Below are 15658 nucleotides of genomic sequence, written 5' to 3'. Positions count from 1 at the left end.
AGTTGCCGAGTCTTACGGGTGTCAGGGCATCCGTCACCCATCGAACCGGGCAACTCGCGGGGCGCGTGTCCTACGATGGAGGGCTATGTCTTTCACGATCTCCTACCCTCCCGAGCTGCCCGTCAGCCAGATGAAGGACGAGATCATGGAGGTCATCCGTGACCACCAGGTCGTCATCGTCGCTGGAGCCACCGGGTCGGGCAAGACCACCCAGCTGCCGAAGATCCTCCTCGAACTCGGGCGCGAGTCGATAGCGCACACCCAGCCCCGGCGCCTGGCCGCCAGGACCATCGCCGAACGCATCGCCGAGGAGCTCGGCGTCGAGCTCGGCGGTCTCGTCGGGTATCAGGTGCGGTTCACCGACCAGGCCGGCAAGGACACGAAGGTCAAGCTGATGACCGACGGCATCCTGCTCAATGCGATCCACCGTGACCGGATGCTGCGGGCCTACGACACGATCATCATCGACGAGGCCCACGAACGCAGCCTCAACATCGACTTCCTGCTCGGCTACCTCAAACAGCTGCTGCCGAAACGGCCGGACCTCAAGGTCATCATCACCTCGGCCACCATCGACCCGCAGAGTTTCTCCCGCCACTTCGAGGATGCTCCGATCGTCGAAGTGTCCGGCCGCACGTATCCGGTGGAGATCCGCTTCCGGCCACTTGTCGCAGACGCGCCCGCCGAGGACGACGACCAGGACGACGCCTCCGAGACGCAGCCAGACCTCGACCCCATCGACGGCATCACCGCAGCCCTCGACGAGCTGGCCACTGAATCGATGGGCGATGTGCTCGTCTTCCTCAGCGGCGAGACGGAGATCCGCGACACCGCCGACGCCCTCCGCGCCCGGTATGCCTCAGGCGGCGCCGGCGTCACCGAGGTCCTCCCCCTGTACGGCCGACTGAGCTCGGCCGAGCAGCACCGTGTCTTCCAGCCGAGCACCGTCGCCGGGGTCCGCCGCCGGATCGTCCTCGCCACGAACGTTGCCGAGACGAGCCTCACCGTTCCCGGCATCAAGTACGTCATCGACGCAGGCACCGCGCGGATCTCCCGCTACAGCGTCCGGTCGAAGATCCAGCGGCTCCCCATCGAGGCGATCTCGCAGGCGTCGGCGAATCAGCGCTCAGGACGCTCCGGCCGCACGAGCGACGGCATCGCGATCCGCCTGTACTCGGAGCAGGACTTCGAGGCCAGGCCCGAGTTCACCGAACCGGAGATCCTCCGCACCAACCTCGCCGCCGTCATCCTGCAGATGGTGTCGCTGGGTCTCGGCGACATCCAGGCCTTCCCGTTCCTCCAGCCGCCGGACTCCCGCGGTATCAAGGACGGGCTGGATCTGCTGCGCGAGCTCGGCGCCATCAGCACCGCCGAAGGACAGACCCCTGCCCTGACCAGGGTCGGCCGTGACCTGTCCCGCCTGCCCATCGACCCGCGCTTCGCCCGCATGGTGGTCGAGTCGAAGAGGCACGGTGTCTCCCGCGAGGTGATGGCCATCGTCGCGGCCCTCACCATTCAGGACCCCAGGGAGCGGCCACTGGAGAAGCGGCAGCAGGCGGACGAACAGCACGCCAGATTCACCGACCCGACGAGCGACTTCCTCTCGCTGCTGAACCTCTGGAACTACCTCGAGGACAAGCAGAAAGAGCTCGGCTCGAGCGCCTTCCGGCGGTTGTGCAAGACCGAATTCCTCAACTACCTGCGCGTGCGCGAGTGGCAGGACGTCGTCCGCCAGCTCCGGCAGCTGTCCAAACCGCTCGGGCTCACCCTCTCCGACCGGGCGACGAACCCCGACGGAATCCACAAGTCGCTTCTCGCCGGCCTGCTCTCCCACATCGGTCTGAAGGATGCCGCCGCAGCGGCAGCGAACAGTGCCCGCGGCAAGACCCCTGGCCGCCCGGGACCCGCGAAGAAGGGCGACTACATCGGCGCGAGGCAGACCCGTTTCGTGATCTTCCCGGGTTCCGCCCTGTCGAAGAAGCAGCCGAATGCGCTCATGGCGGCGGAACTCGTCGAGACGTCCCGGCTGTTCGCGCGCACCAACGCGGCCATCGATCCGGCGTGGGCCGAGCAGATCGCCGGGGACCTCGTCAAGCGCAGTTTCTCGGAACCGCACTGGGAGAAGGGACAGGGTGCCGTCGTCGCCTGGGAGAAGGTGATGCTCTACGGTCTCGCCATCGTCCCCCGTCGCCGCGTCCAGTACTCCCGGATCGACCCGGAGCTCTCGCGTGAGCTGTTCATCAGGCACGCGCTCGTCGAAGGTGAATGGGACTCGCCGCAGGCCTTCGACCGAGCCAACCGCAAGCTCCGCAAGGAACTCGCCGAACTCGAAGAGCGCACCAGGCGCCGTGACATTCTCTTCGACGACGAAGCCGTCTTCGACTTCTACAATTCCCGCATCCCCGCCGAGGTGTTCTCCACCCGCAGCTTCGAGGGCTGGTGGCGCGATGCCAGGAAGTCGACGCCCGACCTGCTCACCATGCGGCAGGAGGACCTCCTCCCCGATGACGCTCCCGAGGTCGACGAGGCCCAGTTCCCGCCGGTGTGGCGACAGGGCGATCAGAAGCTCAGCCTGCGGTACCGGTTCGAACCGGGCGCAGAGGACGACGGCGTCACAGTCCAGGTCCCGCTTCCCCTGCTCCCCCGGCTGTCGCCGGCCGGATTCGACTGGCAGGTCCCCGGTCTCCGCCAGGACCTCGTCACCGCCATGATCAAGTCCCTGCCGAAGGCGATCAGGCGCAATGTCGTCCCTGCGGCCGACTGGGCCCGCCGGCTGATGGCCGAACTGCCGGATGCTCCTCCCCAGCCGCTTCCGCAGGCCACGAACAACGACACACTTGCCGCACACCTCGCCATCGCGATCAAGCGACTCTCATATATGCCGATCGAAGCATCCGATTTCGATCTCTCCCGCATTCCCGGCCATCTGCAGGTGACCTTCCGGGTCGTGGACGAGAAAGGACGGCAGGTCGCAACGGGGAAAGACCTCGTCGAGCTGCAGCGCCGCCTGGCCTCCCGTACCAGGGAGAGCGTGGCGAAGGTCGCCGAGGCGACTCCGAACGCCCTCGAACGCTCGGGGATCACCCGGTGGGAGTTCGACGAGCTGCCCAGGTACGTCGACACCCGCCACGCCGGGAACACCATCCGCGGTTATCCCGCGCTCGTCGACGACGGCGCGTCCGTGTCGATCCGGATCATGGCCACGGAGGCCGACCAGCGCCGGGCGATGCCTGGTGGTGTCCGGCGGCTTCTGCTGCTGGCGGTGCCGTCGCCGGTGAGCTACGTGCAGCAGCACCTCACCTCTGCCGAGAAACTCGTGCTCGCCACAAGCCCGTATCCGTCGACCCAGGCCCTGTTCGACGACTGCCTCGTCGCGTGCATCGACGACATCCTCTACCGCGTGTCTCCGGACGGATCCGTGTTCATGCGCGCCGAGTTCGAGACCGTCCGCGACCGGGTCTCAGGCGCGATGATGAACACGATGTTCGACACGGTCTCCCTCGTCGCCAAGGTGCTCACCGCCGCCAGGACAGCGGAGAAAGCGCTCAAACGGGCGACGAGCCTCTCCCTCCTCCCAGCCCTGTCAGACGCAACGGCCCAGCTCAACGGCCTCGTCTTCCCCGGGTTCGTCTCGTCGACGGGAACGGCACGGCTTGCCCACCTGCCCCGTTACCTGGCCGGGATAGCCCACCGTGCGGAGAAGCTCCCGGACAACCCGAATCGCGACCGGGTCTGGATGAACGAGATCCAGGCCGCCACGGCGCTGTTCGAAGCGGCGGGAGGGACGATCCCGCTCGACGCGTTCGCTCCCCCGCACCTCGCGAAGGCGCGCTGGATGCTCGAGGAACTACGACTCAGCCTGTTCGCCCAGAACATCGGCGCTGCAGAGACCGTTTCGCTGCAGCGCATCCGCAAGGTTCTCGCCGGCTAGAGCACCTTCGACAGGAACGCCTGCGTCCGGCCATGCTGCGGGTTGGCCAGGACCTCTCGCGGGTCACCGGACTCGACGACGACCCCACCGTCCATGAAGACGAGGGAATCGGCGACCTCGCGGGCAAAACCCATCTCGTGGGTGACCACGATCATCGTCATCCCGGTGCTCGCGAGTTCCTTCATCACGTCGAGCACTTCGCCGACGAGTTCCGGGTCGAGGGCGCTGGTCGGCTCGTCGAAGAGCATGAGCTTCGGTTCCATGGCCAGTGCCCTGGCGATGGCGACACGTTGCTGCTGCCCACCCGAGAGATGCGCCGGGTAGTGGTCGATGTGGCCGGCCAGACCGACGCGCTCGAGCAGTTCCCTGCCCTTGGCGACCGCTGCGGAGCGGCTCAGCCCGCGGACCTGGATGGGCGCCTCGATGACGTTCTCGAGGGCGGTCATGTGCGGGAAGAGATTGAACCGCTGGAACACCATGCCGATGTCCCGGCGCTGGCGGGCGGCGACCTTCGGCTTGAGCTCGTAGAGCTTGTCTCCGCGCTGTTCGTACCCGACAAGCTCGTCATCGACGAACAGGCGTCCGGCATCGACCCGCTCGAGGTGGTTGATGCAGCGGAGGAACGTCGACTTGCCGGACCCGCTGGGGCCGACGAGACACATCACCTCGCCACGCGCGACTTCGAGGGTGATTCCCTTGAGGACCTGGTTGGAGCCGAAGTTCTTGCAGACGCTTTCGGCGCGGACCATCGGTGCGTCGGTCATGTTCCTCCTCCGCCTCTCTCGGTTGTGCCGTGCCCAAGCACGGGCACAGCCCCTGTCGGTGTCGTCGTTGAGTCGTCGATGGGGGCGTTCCTGTCGAGGCGCATCGCCCCGATGCCGCGGGAGAACCGCTTCTCGAGGAAGTACTGGCCGACCATGAGGATGGAGGTGAACAGGAGGTACCAGCTCGACGCGACGAGCAGCATGGCTACGACGTTGAAGTTCACGGCCGAGATGTCACGCGACCGGGTGTACAGGTCGAGGCTGAACGGCACGGCAACGACGAGCGATGTGGTCTTGAGCATCGAGATGACCTCGTTGCCGGTCGGGGGGATGATGATGCGCATCGACTGCGGGACGATGATCCGGCGCATCGTCTGCGCCCAGCTCATCCCGAGTGCTGTGGCCGCTTCTTCCTGGCCCTTGTCGACCGAGAGGATGCCTGCACGCACGATCTCCGCCATGTAGGCTGCCTCGTTCAGCGCAAGACCGATGACGGCGAGGGTGAACGTGTTCAGCAGTTCGCTGGTCTCCCATGAGGCCAGCGGCTGGAGCCCGGGGACACCGATGTCGATGGTGTTGTAGATCACCGAGATGAGGCCCCAGAACACGAGCTGGACATACACGGGTGTGCCGCGGAAGATCCAAAGGTAGAGCCAGGCCACGCTCTTCACCACGGGATTCGGCGAGAGCCGCATCACGGCGAGCAGAAGTCCGAGAACGATGGCGATGATCATCGAGTAGACGGTGAGCTGGAGGGTCACCCACGCCGCCGCGGCGATGCGCCGGTCGAAGATGTACTTGCCGTATTCAGGCCAGTCATAGGCGGGCCTGAGTGCCGCGTCCCAGACGAACAGCGCAAGCGCTGCGACGAGGACGACGGCGATGACCATGCGCCACGGGTGACGCAGCTTGATGGCCTTGATCGGCCCGGCACCCACCGGCGCGGCGTTTTCCTGCTGCGCCGATGGGTTCTGCATGTCCGCGGGCATGATTAGCCCTTCGAGGCTGCGTTGATCGTGATCTCGTCGAGGCCGCCGTCTGCAACGCCCCACTCGTCGAGGATCTCGGTGTAGGTTCCGTCGGCGATCAGCGACTCGAAGGCGGAGACGATGGCCTCGGTCAGCTCGCTGTCCTTGGCGATCGGGAGGCCGTACGGCGCCTCGTCGAAGGTCTCGCCAGCGGCCTGCAGCTTGTCGGGGTTCTGGGCGATGGCGTAGAGCGTCACCGGGGAGTCAGCGCTGAACGCGTCGGCCTGGCCGAGAGCAACCGCGTTCGCGGCGGCATCCTGGGCCTCGAACTGCAGCTTCTCGATCGGTTCCTTGCCTGCAGCCACACAGGCATCCGACTTGGCCGGGACCTCTTCGGTGTCCTGGAAGGTGGTGGACTGGACGGCGACCTTGAGCCCGCAGGCGTTGTTCGGGTCGACCTCGGTACCCTTGGTCGACGCCCACTGGACGCCTGCCGTGTAGTAGTTGATGAAGTCGACCTGCTCTTCACGCTCGAGCGTGTCGGTGAAGGAGGAGAGACCGAAGTCGAGCTTGTTGCCGACGATCGAGGGGATGATGTTGTCGAACTGAGACGACTTGTACTCGGTCTCGAGCCCGAGCTTGGCGGCCATGGCGTCGATCAGGTCGATCTCCCAGCCGATCACCTTGCCGTCGGGGTCCTTGTACTCATTCGGCGCGTAGTTGGCGTCCGTGCCGATGACGAGCTTGCCGGCCTCCTTGATGTCGTCCGGGAGGAGCGCGACGCTGGCCTCGTCGACGGAGACGCCGCTGCCGCCGTTGCCACCTTTCGATGGGGCGTCCTCGTTGTTCACACAGCCGGTCAGCACGAGGGCAGCGGCTGCCGCCAGGGCCAGGGGTGCAACAAAGGTTTTGATGCGCATGAAGATCGTCCTTACGTTCGCAAACGCCAATGCTGGCGTTACACCGAGACTAACCCAACAGCGACGGGGGTCAGGCCGTCGCAGGCGCGGTTTCGGGCTCAGCGCACCTCGACGGTGCGCTCGTGCAGCCCGGTTGCCCCATCAGGTAGCACACCCTGTCTCTTCGAGGTCTGCTTCTCGCCTTCGGAGTCGACAGCGCGCACACGCAGAGTGTGGGTGCCGGCGCTCGCGTGCCAGGTGTAGTGCCACTGGACCCACGTGTCGATCGAGATCGCCGTGGCGAGAGTCGCTTTCTGCCATGCCCCGTCGTCGACCTGCACCTCGACGCGATCGATCCCGACATGCTGGTGCCAGGCGACACCGGCGACCGTGATCGGACCGGCCGTGAGGGATTGTCCTGTGGCCGGCACGTCGATGCGCGACGAGAGTTTCACCGGGCCCCTCTCCCCCCAGCCACGATCGGTCCAGTAGGCGGACGCGGCGTCGAATCGCGTCACCTCGAGTTCGGTTACCCATTTCGTGGCCGAGACGTACCCGTAGAGTCCGGGGACGACCATGCGAACGGGAAATCCATGCTCCGGCGGAAGGGGCTCGCCGTTCATTCCCAGCGCGAGGATCGCGTTGCGGTCGTCTTCGAGCACTGCGAGTGGCGTCGAGGCCGTGAACCCGTCGATGCTGCGCGAGAGCACCATGTCGGCCCTGGCGCTCGGTACCGCCCGGGCGAGCAGCTCACGAATGGGATAGCCGAGCCACAGCGCGTTTCCGATCAGTCCGTCGCCGACCTCGTTCGAGACGCACGCGAGAGTGGTGACGCTCTCTTCAAGTGGCAGCGCGAGCAGTTCGTCCCAGGTGATGATGACCTCGCGATCCACCATGCCGTGGATGCGCAGGCTCCACGTCGACGGGTCGACCGCGGGGACGGCGAGCGCCGTGTCGATGCGGTAGAACTCGGCGTTGGGCGTTATCACGGAGGTGAGGCCGTCGATCCCGAGTTCGGCGGCGGACGGAACCGATGCCGTCGAGGCGGGCTTAGGCAGCCGGATGGCGTCGCGGGCCGCCGCGATCGTCCGGGAACCGGCCTGCAGCGCGTAACCTCCGACGGCGGAAATGACCCCGAGTGCCGCCGCGCCGCCCGCCCAGCCCAGGAAGCGCCGCCTGTCCACGCCGCCGTCACGAGCCGGGAGCACCGGCGCCGAGAGCGTCTGGACCTCTGGTAACCGGCGCACGAGCAACTGAAGCGCGACGACGGCCGCCAGAGCCGCTATGGCGGCGGGCGCGATGGCGAGCATCGGTGGGTTGGCGCGCGTCGACGCGGCAATCGCTCCGACGACTCCGAGGAGCCAGATGACCACCCGTCCGAAGGGCGGCCGACGGGCCTCGAGCACGCCGGCGGCGCCGGCGACAGCGACGAGCACGGCACCGATTCCGATGAGGAGCGCGATCTTGTCGTTGGTGCCGAACAGCGCGATCGCCGTCTCTTTCGCCCATGACGGCGCCAGGTCGATGAGCAGCGAGCCCACCACCACGAACGGACTCGATGACGGAGCGAGGAGTGCCGCCCCCAGCTCACCGACGCCGGTTCCGAAGACGACGGATGCCACACCGGCTGCTGCCGGCAGCACCCAGCGCCCTCGCGGGCCGCGCCGGTCTGTCATGGGTTCAGGGTAGCCCCGCATCCTGTGTGGGGAGGCCCGAAACCATCAGTGGGCCAGGGCCACCGTCACACCGCCAGTAGGGTGCCGATCACCAGAAGCTGACCTGCGCGAGAACGAGGAGACCGATCAGGAAGACGACCACGATTCCCGCGAGGATTCCCAGCGTCTTGCGCGACATCTTCGCCACTCCGAACCCGACGAGGAACGGGAGCGAGAGCAGGAACAGGGTGGCCACCCACCAGAACGTGGCGTACCCGGTCGCCGAGACGTCGACCGCGTTGGTGAAAAGGAACCGCGTCTCAGGGTGGGTCGCGAAGGCGAACGCCGCCGAGAGAGGGACCGCGATGAGAGCCGCAGTGACGACTCCGGCGAAAAACCCCCACATCCCGGCCTTCGAGCTGTCGACCGTGGATGACGAATGTGATTGCGACTTCTGCGCGGCAGCCATGCTGAGACCTCTTTCATCGCGCGGGCGTCGACCCGCGGCTGTTCTGACTCGTAGCTTGGCACCCGCGGGCGTCCGATGCCACGCCCCGTGGTCACCGACGCCGAATTTCACCCGCCGAGGGTGACCGCCACCGGCCGGATCACCTCTTAGCGCGACAGCGCCGATGGGAAACCGGGGTCCGCATCTTCTGAGCCGTTCACCCCTGAAGGATGATGTGGGCTGGCCGAGGTGCGTCCACCATCAAGGAGTCCGGTCCTGTGACGGGTGCGCCCGCGACAGGACGCCGGGCATTCGCGCGAGAGGAACCTCATGAGCACACCGCTGGCCAGCTGGAACGAGGGGACGGCGAAGGATGCCATCCTCGATTTCGTCAGAAGGAGCACGGCCGACGACTCCGCTGAAGCAGTGCCGCCGGAGGATCGTGTCGCCGTGTTCGACAACGACGGCACGCTCTGGTGCGAGAAACCGATGCCGATCCAGCTCGACTTCATCCTGCGACGACTCGTGGCTATGACGGAAGACGACCCGGACCTGCGCACGGCTGAGCCGTGGCGTGCCGCCTCCGAACGTGACTACGCCTGGCTGGCCTCTGTGCTTTCCGACCACTACGCCGGCGACGACACGAAGCTGGCCGGAATGGCAGCGGGCATCCTGAAAGCCCACGCCGACATCAGCGTCGACCGGTTCGACGAGCTCGCTGCCGAGTTCCTTCGCACGGCGCGCCACCCGACACTCGACCGCAGCTACCTCGACTGTGCCTACGCACCGATGATCGACCTCCTCGGCTATCTTCGGGCGAACGGCTTCGCCACGTACATCGCGTCGGGTGGCGGACGTGACTTCATGCGACCGATCACGGCCGACGTGTACGGGATACCGCGGGAGAACGTGATCGGCAGCGCGACCGCCCTCGAGTACACGGCCGACGACGACGGGGGGACCATCGTCAGGCGGGCTGAGGCCGACTACCTCGATGACGGACCGGAGAAGCCGGTGCGGATCTGGGATCGAACGGGTCGGCGCCCGGTTCTCGCCGCCGGAAACTCGAACGGCGACATCGAGATGCTGGAGTTCACCCGACGCTCGGGGAGGCCGTCCCTGCAATTGCTTGTTCTGCACGACGACGCCGAGCGCGAATTCGACTACACCTCAGGGTCGGAACGCGCTCTCGAGCGAGCGAGAGACGAAGGCTGGACTGTCGTGAGCATCCGGAACGACTGGAACACCGTCTTCTGACCGGCCGATGACATCCGCCCGCCGCCCACAGAGCACAGCGACGGCCGACCAGATCCTGGAACGGCTTCGCGAGATGGCGGACCCCGCCGAATTCGCGAAGATCAGCACGCGGGTCGACCCCGGCCAGGTGATCGGCGTGCGGATGAAGTCCCAGTTCGACCTGGCAAAACAGGAGTCGACGATGGACCTCGACGAGGTACGCCGACTGCTCCGGTCGCCGTGGTACGAGGCGAGGATGGTGGCCATCAGCATCCTCGACGCCCGCGCTCGCCGCTCTCCCGCCGACACGGAAGAGCGACGCCGACTGTACGAGCTGTACCTGTCCGAGCACAGCCACATCGACACATGGGACCTCGTCGATCGCGCGGCGCCCCGCGTGATCGGGGGCTACCTGCTGCACCGCTCGCGGGCTCCCCTGTTCGACCTCGCGAGATCGGTGAATATCTGGGAACGACGCACGGCCATCACCGCGTCGTTCTGGATCATCCGCTCGGGCGATCTCACCGACCCCCTGGCAATCGCTGACCTCCTGCTCGACGACGAGGAGCATTTCGTGCAGACCTCGGTCGGTACGGCGCTCCGTGAGGTCGGGCGGGTCGACGCGGACGCGCTCGAGGCCTTCGTGACACGCAACGCCGACCGGATCAGCCCGACCACCCGCCGCCTGATGAAGGACGGTTCCTCGCGCTAGAACGTCGGGCACGGGGGCGGAGATGTCACAGCCCTGCTCGGCACGCAGAAAGGCGGTCACCCGATGGGTGACCGCCTTCTGTGCGACGAACCGGACGGGCTAGAAGTCCCAGTTCTTGCCCGCCGTGCTGCGAAGCCCGGAATCCCGAGGATTGTGCGGTACGTCTCTTCACTTGTGCCTTCTGCGTGCCCCCCGCATTTGAAGTTGGACCGCGTCGGGGTGACTCATTTAGCGCTTCGGACTTCGGTTGCGCTAGGAGCCTTGTGCGTGTTCATCGATTATCGACCCGCGCGGCGATTTTTCGTCCACCCGGTCGTCTTCGACGTTCTGTTTTGTGAGCGCGTAGGCGAGGCCCCGCCGCTCATGTGTCGTCCACACCGCGATGACGCTCGCGATGGCGAGGAGGGAAGCGAGGGCTGCGAATCCGGGTAGGTCAAGTTGTGTCAGTACCGCCCAGCCGCCAATGCCCAGAGCCCACCGGCCAAGTGAGGTCGCGGTGTTAGGTCGGACGACTGGACGAAGCCGCACGACCAGCTCTCCGAGCGTCCGGCCCGTTTTGAGCACGATGAGAAGTTGACCGAGGGGCGGGACGAACATCAGTGCTTTGACAGTGATCTCGACGTCGCGATGTGCAGCGGTTTCGCCTGCTGCGAGAACACCGAGCACGACGGCGGTCACGAGGGCGCCTTGTGTGAGCACGACGGCCAGGAGGTCGCAGACCATCCCAAGCAGGCGCCGCATTGCCGTCACGGGCTGCGGGATGGTTGCGCTCGCCGGGCTGCGCTGTCCTGGAATGAGTATGAGCATGGGGGCGAGGATGCCCCCGATGAGCGCACCAATCGTATTGGCGATGAGGTCGTCGACATCGAAGAGGCGGTAGGCGCAGGGGTAGAGGAACCAGTTCCCGGTGAGCTGTGTGAATTCCACCAGAAGAGATGTGACGAACCCGGCTGCCGTCGCCAATAGCACCCCGAGCACAAGCCGCCGGGCGAACACGTAGCGGACGATCATGCCGAGCGGGACGAAGAGCAGAATGTTGAAGACGAACTGCGCAGCGGCGGGGTTGCGCACGATGGATGCCAGTCCGACCATCCCGCCCTCGCGTTGGATGTCTGCGATGACTGCTCCGGGGTCGAGCTGTGGGTTGGCGCCTCCCGTGGCGCACATCTCCGTCGTCGACGCGGGAAGTGGTAGGAGAGTGTAGGTCAGAATCGCCAAGGCGTACACGACAGTGAGCGCCGCGATCAGTGTCGGCCCGACCCCGAGCGTGCCGCGGCGACGGTATTGAACGGCAGCCCAGGGCACGAACCCCGCAGCGATGATCAGAAGTCCCCCCAACACCGCTAGCACCGCTGGCATGATGGACCCCATAACTGCGATGCTATCGACGCGCCGAGGGCTTCTCCAACTCGATGTTTGTCATCAAGCCACCACGTCCTCTGCTTGAGACGTCACTTCGACCACCAGGAAATCCCGTGACCGCTGCAATGTCCTCAACTAGAGAGCGGAAGAGGCGCGGAAGAGGTGTGCGCTCAGTCCACTTCATCCTTTCCATGCTTGCGTTCGTTTTCGCTCTGCTCACGCAGGGCGCGTGACGGAACAGACTTGGAGACCGTTTGGCGGTCCGCTTGGGCTTTACCGGGTACCGCCTTCAGTCCCATTCAGCTCCACGGCAGGTGTCACTGCTGTTTGTGTTGGAAGCACGCCAGGACTCAACGCGCCAACTCCCTGCCCGGGGTGGTCCGGATGGAGGGTTCCTTGCCACATCGAACAGCTATTCATGTCCGTCTCAGTCCCCTCTATCTGTCGAGAGAGGGCACGAAAAGGCCCGGATCCGCAGGATTCTGCGGGTCCGGGCCTCTCAGCAGCCCATTACGGGCCGGGCGTGATGTGGCGCCCTAGAAGTTCCAGTCCTCGTCTTCGGTGACAACGGCCTTGCCGATGACGTACGACGAACCGGACCCGGAGAAGAAGTCGTGGTTCTCGTCGGCGTTCGGCGAGAGCGCTGAGAGGATCGCCGGGTTCACATCGGTGACCGTCTTCGGGAACATCGGCTCGTAGCCGAGGTTCATCAGCGCCTTGTTGGCGTTGTAGTGCAGGAACTTCTTCACGTCTTCGGTCAGGCCGACGGCGTCGTAGAGGTCCTGCGTGTACTGCACCTCGTTGTCGTAGAGCTCGAACAGGAGGTTGAACGTGTAGTCCTTGATCTCCTGGCGGCGCTCCTCGGTCTCCTTCTCGAGACCCTTCTGGAACTTGTAGCCGATGTAATACCCGTGAACGGCCTCATCGCGGATGATGAGCCGGATCATGTCGGCCGTGTTGGTGAGCTTGGCGCGGCTCGACCAGTACATCGGCAGGTAGAACCCGGAGTAGAAGAGGAACGACTCGAGCAGTGTCGAGGCGACCTTCCGCTTCAGGGGGTCGTCGCCGGTGTAGTAGTCCATGACGATCGAGGCCTTCTTCTGAAGGTTCTCGTTCTCGACCGACCAGCGGAACGCCTCGTCGATCTCCTTGGTGGAGCACAGGGTCGAGAAGATCGACGAGTAGCTCTTGGCGTGCACGGACTCCATGAACGCGATGTTCGTGTACACCGCCTCTTCGTGCGGAGTGACGGCATCCGGGATCAGCGACACGGCGCCGACGGTGCCCTGGATGGTGTCGAGGAGCGTGAGCCCTGTGAACACGCGCATCGTCAGCTGCTGCTCCTCGGGGGTGAGCGTGTTCCACGACTGGACGTCGTTGGACAGCGGCACCTTCTCGGGCAACCAGAAGTTGTTGACGAGGCGGTTCCACACCTCGACGTCCTTCTCGTCCTCGATCTTGTTCCAGTTGATCGCCTGGACGTGGTCGACCAGCTTGAGCTTGTCAATCATTGAAGAGTTCCTTTATGAGTACGTTGATCGAGCGAGTCGAGATCAGAGCATGCAGCTGACGCAGCCGTCAACCTCGGTGCCCTCGAGTGCCAGCTGACGCAGGCGGATGTAGTAGATCGTCTTGATGCCCTTGCGCCATGCGTAGATCTGAGCCTTGTTGATGTCACGCGTGGTGGCGGTGTCCTTGAAGAACAGCGTCAGCGACAGGCCCTGGTCGACGTGCTGCGTGGCAGCGGCATACGTGTCGATGATCTTCTCTGCGCCGATTTCGTAGGCGTCCTGGTAGTAGTCCAGGTTGTCGTTCGTCATGAACGGAGCCGGGTAGTAGACGCGACCGAGCTTGCCTTCCTTGCGGATCTCGATCTTCGACGCGATCGGGTGGATCGATGACGTGGAGTTGTTGATGTACGAGATCGATCCGGTGGGCGGCACGGCCTGCAGGTTCTGGTTGTAGATGCCGTGTTCCATGACGGATGCCTTCAGCGCGGCCCAGTCGGCCTGCGTCGGGATGGCCACGGCGGAGGTGGCGAACAGCTCGGCGACGCGTTCGGTCGTGGGCTCCCACACCTGATCGGTGTACTTGTCGAAGAACGTTCCTGAGGCGTAGGTCGACTTCTCGAAACCGTCGAAGGCGATGCCACGCTCGATGGCGATCCGGTTGGATGCCCGCAGCGCGTGGTACAGCACGGTGTAGAAGTAGATGTTCGTGAAGTCGATGCCTTCTTCGGAGCCGTAGTAGACCCGCTCGCGGGCGAGGTAGCCGTGGAGGTTCATCTGGCCGAGGCCGATGGCGTGCGACTTGTCGTTGCCATCTTCGATGGAGCGGACAGATTCGATGTGGCTCTGGTCGGACACCGAGCTGAGGCCGCGGATGGCGGTCTCGACGGTGCGGCCGAAGTCGGGCGAGTCCATCGACAGGGCGATGTTCATCGAGCCGAGGTTGCAGGAGATGTCCTTGCCGATGACGTCGTACGACAGGTCGGCGTTGTACGTGGTCGGCGTGTTGACCTGGAGGATCTCGGAGCAGAGGTTCGACATGTTGATGCGACCCTCGATCGGGTTCGCCTTGTTCACCGTGTCCTCGAACATGATGTACGGGTAACCGGACTCGAACTGGATCTCCGCGAGGGTCTGGAAGAAGTCGCGCGCCTTGATCTTGGTCTTCTTGATCCGTGCGTCGTCGACCATCTCGTAGTACTTCTCGGAGACCGAGATGTCGCCGAAGGGAACTCCGTAGACCTTCTCGACGTCGTACGGCGAGAACAGGTACATGTCCTCGCCCTTCTTGGCGAGCTCGAACGTGATGTCGGGAACGACAACGCCGAGGGAGAGCGTCTTGATCCGGATCTTCTCGTCGGCGTTCTCGCGCTTGGTGTCGAGGAACCGCATGATGTCCGGGTGGTGCGCCTGCAGGTAGACGGCGCCTGCACCCTGGCGGGCTCCGAGCTGGTTGGCGTAGCTGAAGGAGTCTTCGAGGAGCTTCATGACGGGGATGATGCCGCTGGACTGGTTCTCGATCTGCTTGATCGGCGCGCCGGCCTCACGGATGTTCGAGAGGAGGAGGGCGACACCCCCTCCACGCTTCGACAGCTGCAGCGACGAGTTGATGCCGCGGGAGATGGACTCCATGTTGTCTTCGATACGGAGCAGGAAGCAGGAGACGAGTTCGCCGCGCTGGGCCTTGCCCGAGTTAAGGAAGGTCGGGGTCGCTGGCTGGAAGCGACCGGCGATGATCTCCTCGACGAGCGCAGTGGCGAGCTTCTCGTCGCCCTGGGCGAGTCCGAGGGCGGTCATCACGACACGGTCCTCAAAGCGCTCGAGGTAACGCTTTCCGTCGAAGGTCTTCAGCGTGTACGACGTGTAGTACTTGAACGCACCTAGGAAGGTCTGGAAGCGGAACTTCTTGGAGTAGGCCAGGTCGTTGAGTCCGGTGATGAACTCGAACGAGTACGCGTCGAGCACCTCCTTCTCGTAGTACTCCTTCTCGACCAGGTAGTCGAGGCGCTCGCGCAGCGAGTGGAAGAAGACCGTGTTCTGGTTGACGTGCTGCAGGAAGTACTCCCGCGCGGCCTCCTGGTCTTTGTCGAACTGGATTTCACCGTTCGGGCCGTAGAGGTTGAGCATCGCGTTGAGCGAGTGGTAATCCATACCGGTGTCCATGGGCACCTCGGT

The 15658-nt window shown here is 64.9% G+C and carries 11 protein-coding genes; 3 read left to right on the top strand and 8 right to left on the bottom strand.

Annotation, left to right across the window (positions count from 1 at the left end):
• The first annotated feature begins 28 nt into the window (after positions 1-28).
• The gene (gene hrpA / locus AC1M2K_RS10170; RefSeq protein ID WP_480241730.1) at positions 29-3931 is read left to right on the top strand and encodes an ATP-dependent RNA helicase HrpA; all 3903 of its coding nucleotides are present in this window, start codon (positions 29-31) and stop codon (positions 3929-3931) included.
• Here hrpA and AC1M2K_RS10165 read toward each other — a convergent pair.
• From AC1M2K_RS10165 to AC1M2K_RS10145, 5 genes are all read right to left on the bottom strand, one after another.
• Complete coding sequence (locus tag AC1M2K_RS10165; RefSeq protein WP_480237220.1) at positions 3928-4695, bottom strand: amino acid ABC transporter ATP-binding protein; 768 nt, start codon at positions 4693-4695, stop codon at positions 3928-3930. The two genes, hrpA and AC1M2K_RS10165, sit on opposite strands and share 4 nt — an antisense overlap.
• Positions 4692-5672, bottom strand: a complete 981-nt coding sequence (locus AC1M2K_RS10160) for an amino acid ABC transporter permease (protein WP_480241729.1) — start codon at positions 5670-5672, stop codon at positions 4692-4694. The genes AC1M2K_RS10165 and AC1M2K_RS10160 overlap by 4 nt, the downstream gene beginning before the upstream one ends.
• Before the next feature lie 14 nt (positions 5673-5686).
• The gene (locus tag AC1M2K_RS10155; RefSeq protein ID WP_480237221.1) at positions 5687-6583 is read right to left on the bottom strand and encodes an ABC transporter substrate-binding protein; all 897 of its coding nucleotides are present in this window, start codon (positions 6581-6583) and stop codon (positions 5687-5689) included.
• Positions 6584-6681: 98 nt separating this feature from the next.
• Positions 6682-8238 (bottom strand): molybdopterin-dependent oxidoreductase, encoded by a 1557-nt coding sequence (locus AC1M2K_RS10150; RefSeq protein WP_480240897.1) that lies wholly within the window; start codon positions 8236-8238, stop codon positions 6682-6684.
• A gap of 88 nt (positions 8239-8326) precedes the next feature.
• Positions 8327-8686 carry a hypothetical protein gene (locus AC1M2K_RS10145; protein WP_480240896.1) on the bottom strand — a complete coding sequence of 120 codons (360 nt, stop codon included), beginning with the start codon at positions 8684-8686 and terminating at the stop codon, positions 8327-8329.
• Positions 8687-8995: 309 nt separating this feature from the next.
• Here AC1M2K_RS10145 and AC1M2K_RS10140 point away from each other — a divergent pair, with 309 nt between their 5' ends.
• Positions 8996-9922 (top strand): HAD family hydrolase, encoded by a 927-nt coding sequence (locus tag AC1M2K_RS10140; RefSeq protein ID WP_480240895.1) that lies wholly within the window; start codon positions 8996-8998, stop codon positions 9920-9922.
• A 7-nt stretch (positions 9923-9929) separates the two neighbouring features.
• Positions 9930-10613: a DNA alkylation repair protein gene (locus AC1M2K_RS10135; RefSeq protein WP_480240894.1), complete on the top strand. Its 684-nt coding sequence runs from the start codon at positions 9930-9932 to the stop codon at positions 10611-10613.
• A gap of 252 nt (positions 10614-10865) precedes the next feature.
• Here AC1M2K_RS10135 and AC1M2K_RS10130 read toward each other — a convergent pair whose 3' ends face one another.
• The 3 genes from AC1M2K_RS10130 to nrdE all read right to left on the bottom strand — a co-directional run bounded on the left by AC1M2K_RS10130 (position 10866) and on the right by nrdE (position 15646).
• The gene (locus AC1M2K_RS10130) at positions 10866-11972 is read right to left on the bottom strand and encodes a VanZ family protein (protein ID WP_480240893.1); all 1107 of its coding nucleotides are present in this window, start codon (positions 11970-11972) and stop codon (positions 10866-10868) included.
• A gap of 539 nt (positions 11973-12511) precedes the next feature.
• Entirely contained in the window at positions 12512-13486 is a 975-nt protein-coding gene (gene nrdF / locus AC1M2K_RS10125) for a class 1b ribonucleoside-diphosphate reductase subunit beta (protein ID WP_480237226.1), read from the bottom strand.
• Between the two features lie 42 nt (positions 13487-13528).
• Entirely contained in the window at positions 13529-15646 is a 2118-nt protein-coding gene (gene nrdE, locus AC1M2K_RS10120) for a class 1b ribonucleoside-diphosphate reductase subunit alpha (RefSeq protein ID WP_480241728.1), read from the bottom strand.
• Positions 15647-15658: the final 12 nt, after the last annotated feature.

Source organism: Mycetocola sp. Y171 (genome assembly GCF_056713165.1).
Note: the sequence above shows the minus strand (reverse complement) of the source record. Positions and strands in the feature narration are given on the sequence as shown.